Origin of the sequence: Flavobacterium pygoscelis (assembly GCF_023162025.1) — a bacterium.
Classification (GTDB): Bacteria; Bacteroidota; Bacteroidia; order Flavobacteriales; family Flavobacteriaceae; genus Flavobacterium; species Flavobacterium pygoscelis.
In genome coordinates, this window is record NZ_JALNUB010000030.1 from 1 (window position 1) to 3856 (window position 3856).

2 protein-coding genes are annotated in these 3856 nt (G+C 28.6%); both read right to left on the minus strand.

Translation table 11 applies throughout. The annotated features are described in order from the left end of the window. Nucleotides 1-626 precede the first annotated feature (626 nt). Nucleotides 627-2123, minus strand: a complete 1497-nt coding sequence (locus tag MW871_RS16135; RefSeq protein WP_248429415.1) for a protein kinase domain-containing protein — start codon at nt 2121-2123, stop codon at nt 627-629. A gap of 169 nt (nt 2124-2292) precedes the next feature. Continuing rightward, the coding region (locus tag MW871_RS16140) for a hypothetical protein (RefSeq protein ID WP_248429417.1) at nt 2293-3856 on the minus strand (1564 nt) is incomplete at its 5' end.

Genomic DNA, 3856 nt, shown 5'->3' on the forward strand with positions numbered 1-3856 from the left:
ATGAATAAAAACGTTAATTCCACTAAACCCGCAATCACGGCAAACGGCTGTTAGCGGTTCGGCAGTCTATTTATTGTAAATGTCTATTACAAATTATAATTATTGCCTTTATAATTTCGGCCAAATATTTTATTAAGCATCTTCTATCACTTTAAAATCCCAAAAAAATCGACAAAATTTCGCTTTTTAAGCTTCTATTTATCATTTCAATATTTAGCTAATATCTTCATTTTTCTCTTTTCTTATCTCGATAAATTCCAATATTCCAGTTTCCATATGCTGCAAACTTAATCAGATTCCAACTTTTAATCTTCTGCTTTCTACAAACATAATCACCTTCAATTTTAATCTTAAAAACTTAAAAAAAATCGATGAAATTTATATTTTTAAATTCTAAATATTTTCTATTTCACTCCAGTTTTATTTGCTCCAACACTGCTGACCGCTAACGTTTTGCGGCTTGCAGAAGTGGCGAGCTTCGTAACCGAAATCTTTCGGCTAAGATAAAATTTCTTGCGAAAGATAAATGTGAATTTACCACATATTTCGCCATTTTTGCAAACCGCTGTTATGCCTTCGCCCTTCTTTATACGTTATTACTTTTATTTCTAACTTACTGCTTAACGTTAATCTACTTCGGACCATCTTATATCGTGTGTCATTTGTTTCCCAATTACTTTGCCACTATCATCTCTTACATAAAAAGCTTTATAGTCAATCTCAATGAGTTGTTTTATATATTCCCTAAATTTAATTACACCCATTTTACCGTGTCTGCCATCATAGGTTGAAGGAGTCAAATTATACGATGAAGTTTTTCTAAATATAACCATATTTCCACTTGTTAAGCGAACAATATGGCGATAATCTGTTGGTCTGTGTTCATAGCCATCATCATATTTTTCGTAATAACTTTCAATATAATCATAAGGTTTGTATACTAATGGCTCAAGTTCTACTAATTGTTCTGAACCATTATAAGATGAATAAATATGATCTATTTCGTCTAATTCAAGATAAAAATAATTCCACTCGAAATCATCGTTAAAAGAACAAAAGGATAATTTTTTTGGTTTGATTAAATATGGCATTCCACAGTCCAATTCAATTAATCCTGTTTCGTAAGATATTTTGGCTCCTTCTAGATCTAGACCACCACCATTATCAAAAAACATATGATTTAAAGCTCTTATTCCACCAACGATGTTTAAAATGTTACATATAGTTTCTACATCTGTCCATTCTGCATAAGATGGAAGATTTGATGGAAATAATTTATATTGAACTGTTTTCCAATCTAAGTCATTCCGTTGGTAAAAGTTATCTTGTATTTCTCTCCAAGTTGATAAAATTTCGATAAACTCATTAATATTAGGTCGCAATTTAGCGTCATTTTCTGTGCACTTAACTAATAACTCTTCGAGAATATTTAAGTATATATCTTGAACATAATTACTAATTCCTATTGAGCCGTTTGGAGAATATTGCCCTTCAAAACCTTTTTCAATACTTGTTAAGAATATCCACAATGTTTTTGACAAGCTGTAAACATCAGCACTTAATCCATTTGAAATTTCAGGATTGTTTCGCATTTCTGGTGCAATTGTCCACCTTGGACCTAATGAGTTTCCCACAATTGTCAAATCATTTTCTTTGTCAGGATAATCAACTAAACCAAAATCCCCAATTAAATATCTATCCTGATAAAAAAGATTTTGCGGTTTTATATCTCTATGAGAAACATTTTTTAAGTGAAGTTGCGCCAATGTTTTTGCAATTTCTAAAACTGCGTCAATTTTTACAATTGATGGCTTATCAACCAAATATTCATTTAATGGAATTGTCAATGGCATTATGTACCATAATGTATCGTCATCTTGGTTTGAATGATCGACTATTCTCATTATACCTTCAATCTCCTGATTTTCTGAAATTATTTTAATTTCATCCAAAAATCTGAGACGAGCTGTTTCGTGAGTTTTTTTTAGAAGTTTAATTATTTTTTGTTCTTTAGTTTCTAGATGTTCAGCTAAAAATACGAAACTGTTACCACCACCAGATTTTTTTATAATTAGTTTCCAATTACCATAAATCTCATCTTTACTGAATGTTTTTTTTGCCATTAGGTCTTAATGTTTTTTATAAGTTTGGTTTCCGTCGTCTTTTAGGGTGAGGCATAACGTCTTGGCGCTTGGCGAGGTTGGGGACTTTATAGCAGAGTATTTTCTGCCGAAACGAAGATATGATAAAAAACGCTAATTCCACTAAAACCCCAATCTCGCCAAACGGCTGTTAGCCACAGTTATTTTTTACTATTTCTTGATATTTTGTAATATAAATTTTTAGCTTTTTTACATTGTCCGTATGTAATTCAATTTTGTGATTATGTTCTTTGAGTTCTTCAAGTGACTTATTCATACTTTCAAGAAATTCATTGTATTCTTTTTCATATTTTACATAAAATTCATTTCGTAATCTTAATTTCTCATTTTCGTAAAAATTCTGTCTTCTAATAAGTTGATTATGTGAAGGAATAAAAGAATTATAATTATTTATTGCTAATTTACGCTCAAGATTTTGGTTTTCTAATGCTTTAAAAACAGTTGGAATAAATTTTTGATTTAATATGAGTATTCTTTCGATATATAAATCTGTAGGAATAATAGAATTATATTCATTGATTTTTAAAATAAAGTCTAAAGCCCCAATAATTTTTTCAGTTCGAAAATCTATTAATTCATAACCTTTGAAATCAATTCTTTTTCGTATAATCTCTTCTTTTTCAATCTTAATTTGATTTTCATCAATAAAATAAAATTCAGAGTCATTGTAAAACATTTCTAAACCATTTACCATTTTTTCACATTCTTGAATAATATATTTTTCAACAAATTCTTTTTCATTGACTAAAGATAAATTTGCTGCTTTATTTGTAAATTCAATTGCATAGTGCCAATAAGAATTTTCAATTTGTGTTTTATAGTATAGTAATCTATTTTGTCTATCATATTTAGGAGTTTTACTGCTAAAACTTTTGGTATATCTTATTACTTCAGAAAAATTAGATTTTTGATATTCAATCCATTCTGATAAAGGTGTGATTTGAATATTTTTGAATGTTAATAATGAGTAAAAGTAACTTACACTTCCATATCCAAAATTTGTTTTTACTTGTTGTTTTAAATTTTTTGTTATTTGATATTCAGGATTTGACCAACCACTAATTCTGTGAGAGTAAACTAGCATATTTGGAGTTTTTTTTGCTATTTCGTAGGCAAAATCAATATTGAATACTTTAAACCATAATTCAACCTCTTCTTTAATTTGTTTTTTTAATTCTATAAATTCTACTTCTAATTTGTATCGATTCCTACTTCCACCAAAAAAATTTTCATTTGCAATTATTTGATTTTTTTTGTTATAAATATTTTCAGTACTGGCTACTATATTTATTTTAACACTTTGATAAGGTTTGTCCAATTCTTTACAATAATTGAATTCTTTATTATCTATTTTTGGTTTTAATGAATTATTTATGAAATTTATGATTTCATTTATATTATCATTACTGCCATTACATAATCTATTTATTTCAATTTTTTCACTTTCGAAATGATTCTCTATAGCAATTTTAGAAGTTTCTATAACTCCTTCTTTTTCAATCAATAACATTAAAAAAGATTCATTAATATTTTGTTCTAACATTTCGGGGTTTTTTTTATAATTGTGGCTAACGTCTTGGCGCTTGGCGTGGTTGGGGACTTTTGAAACCGAGTATTTTCGGCTTAACGTAAATGTAGTAAAAAACGCTAATTCCACTAAATCCCCAATCACGCCAAACGGCTGTTGGCAGTAG

What these genes read in the sequence shown, in the direction of transcription:
- MW871_RS16135 (WP_248429415.1), bottom strand. Translation starts at nt 2,123, where the DNA reads ATGGCAAAAAAAACATTCAGTAAAGATGAGATTTATGGTAATTGGAAA.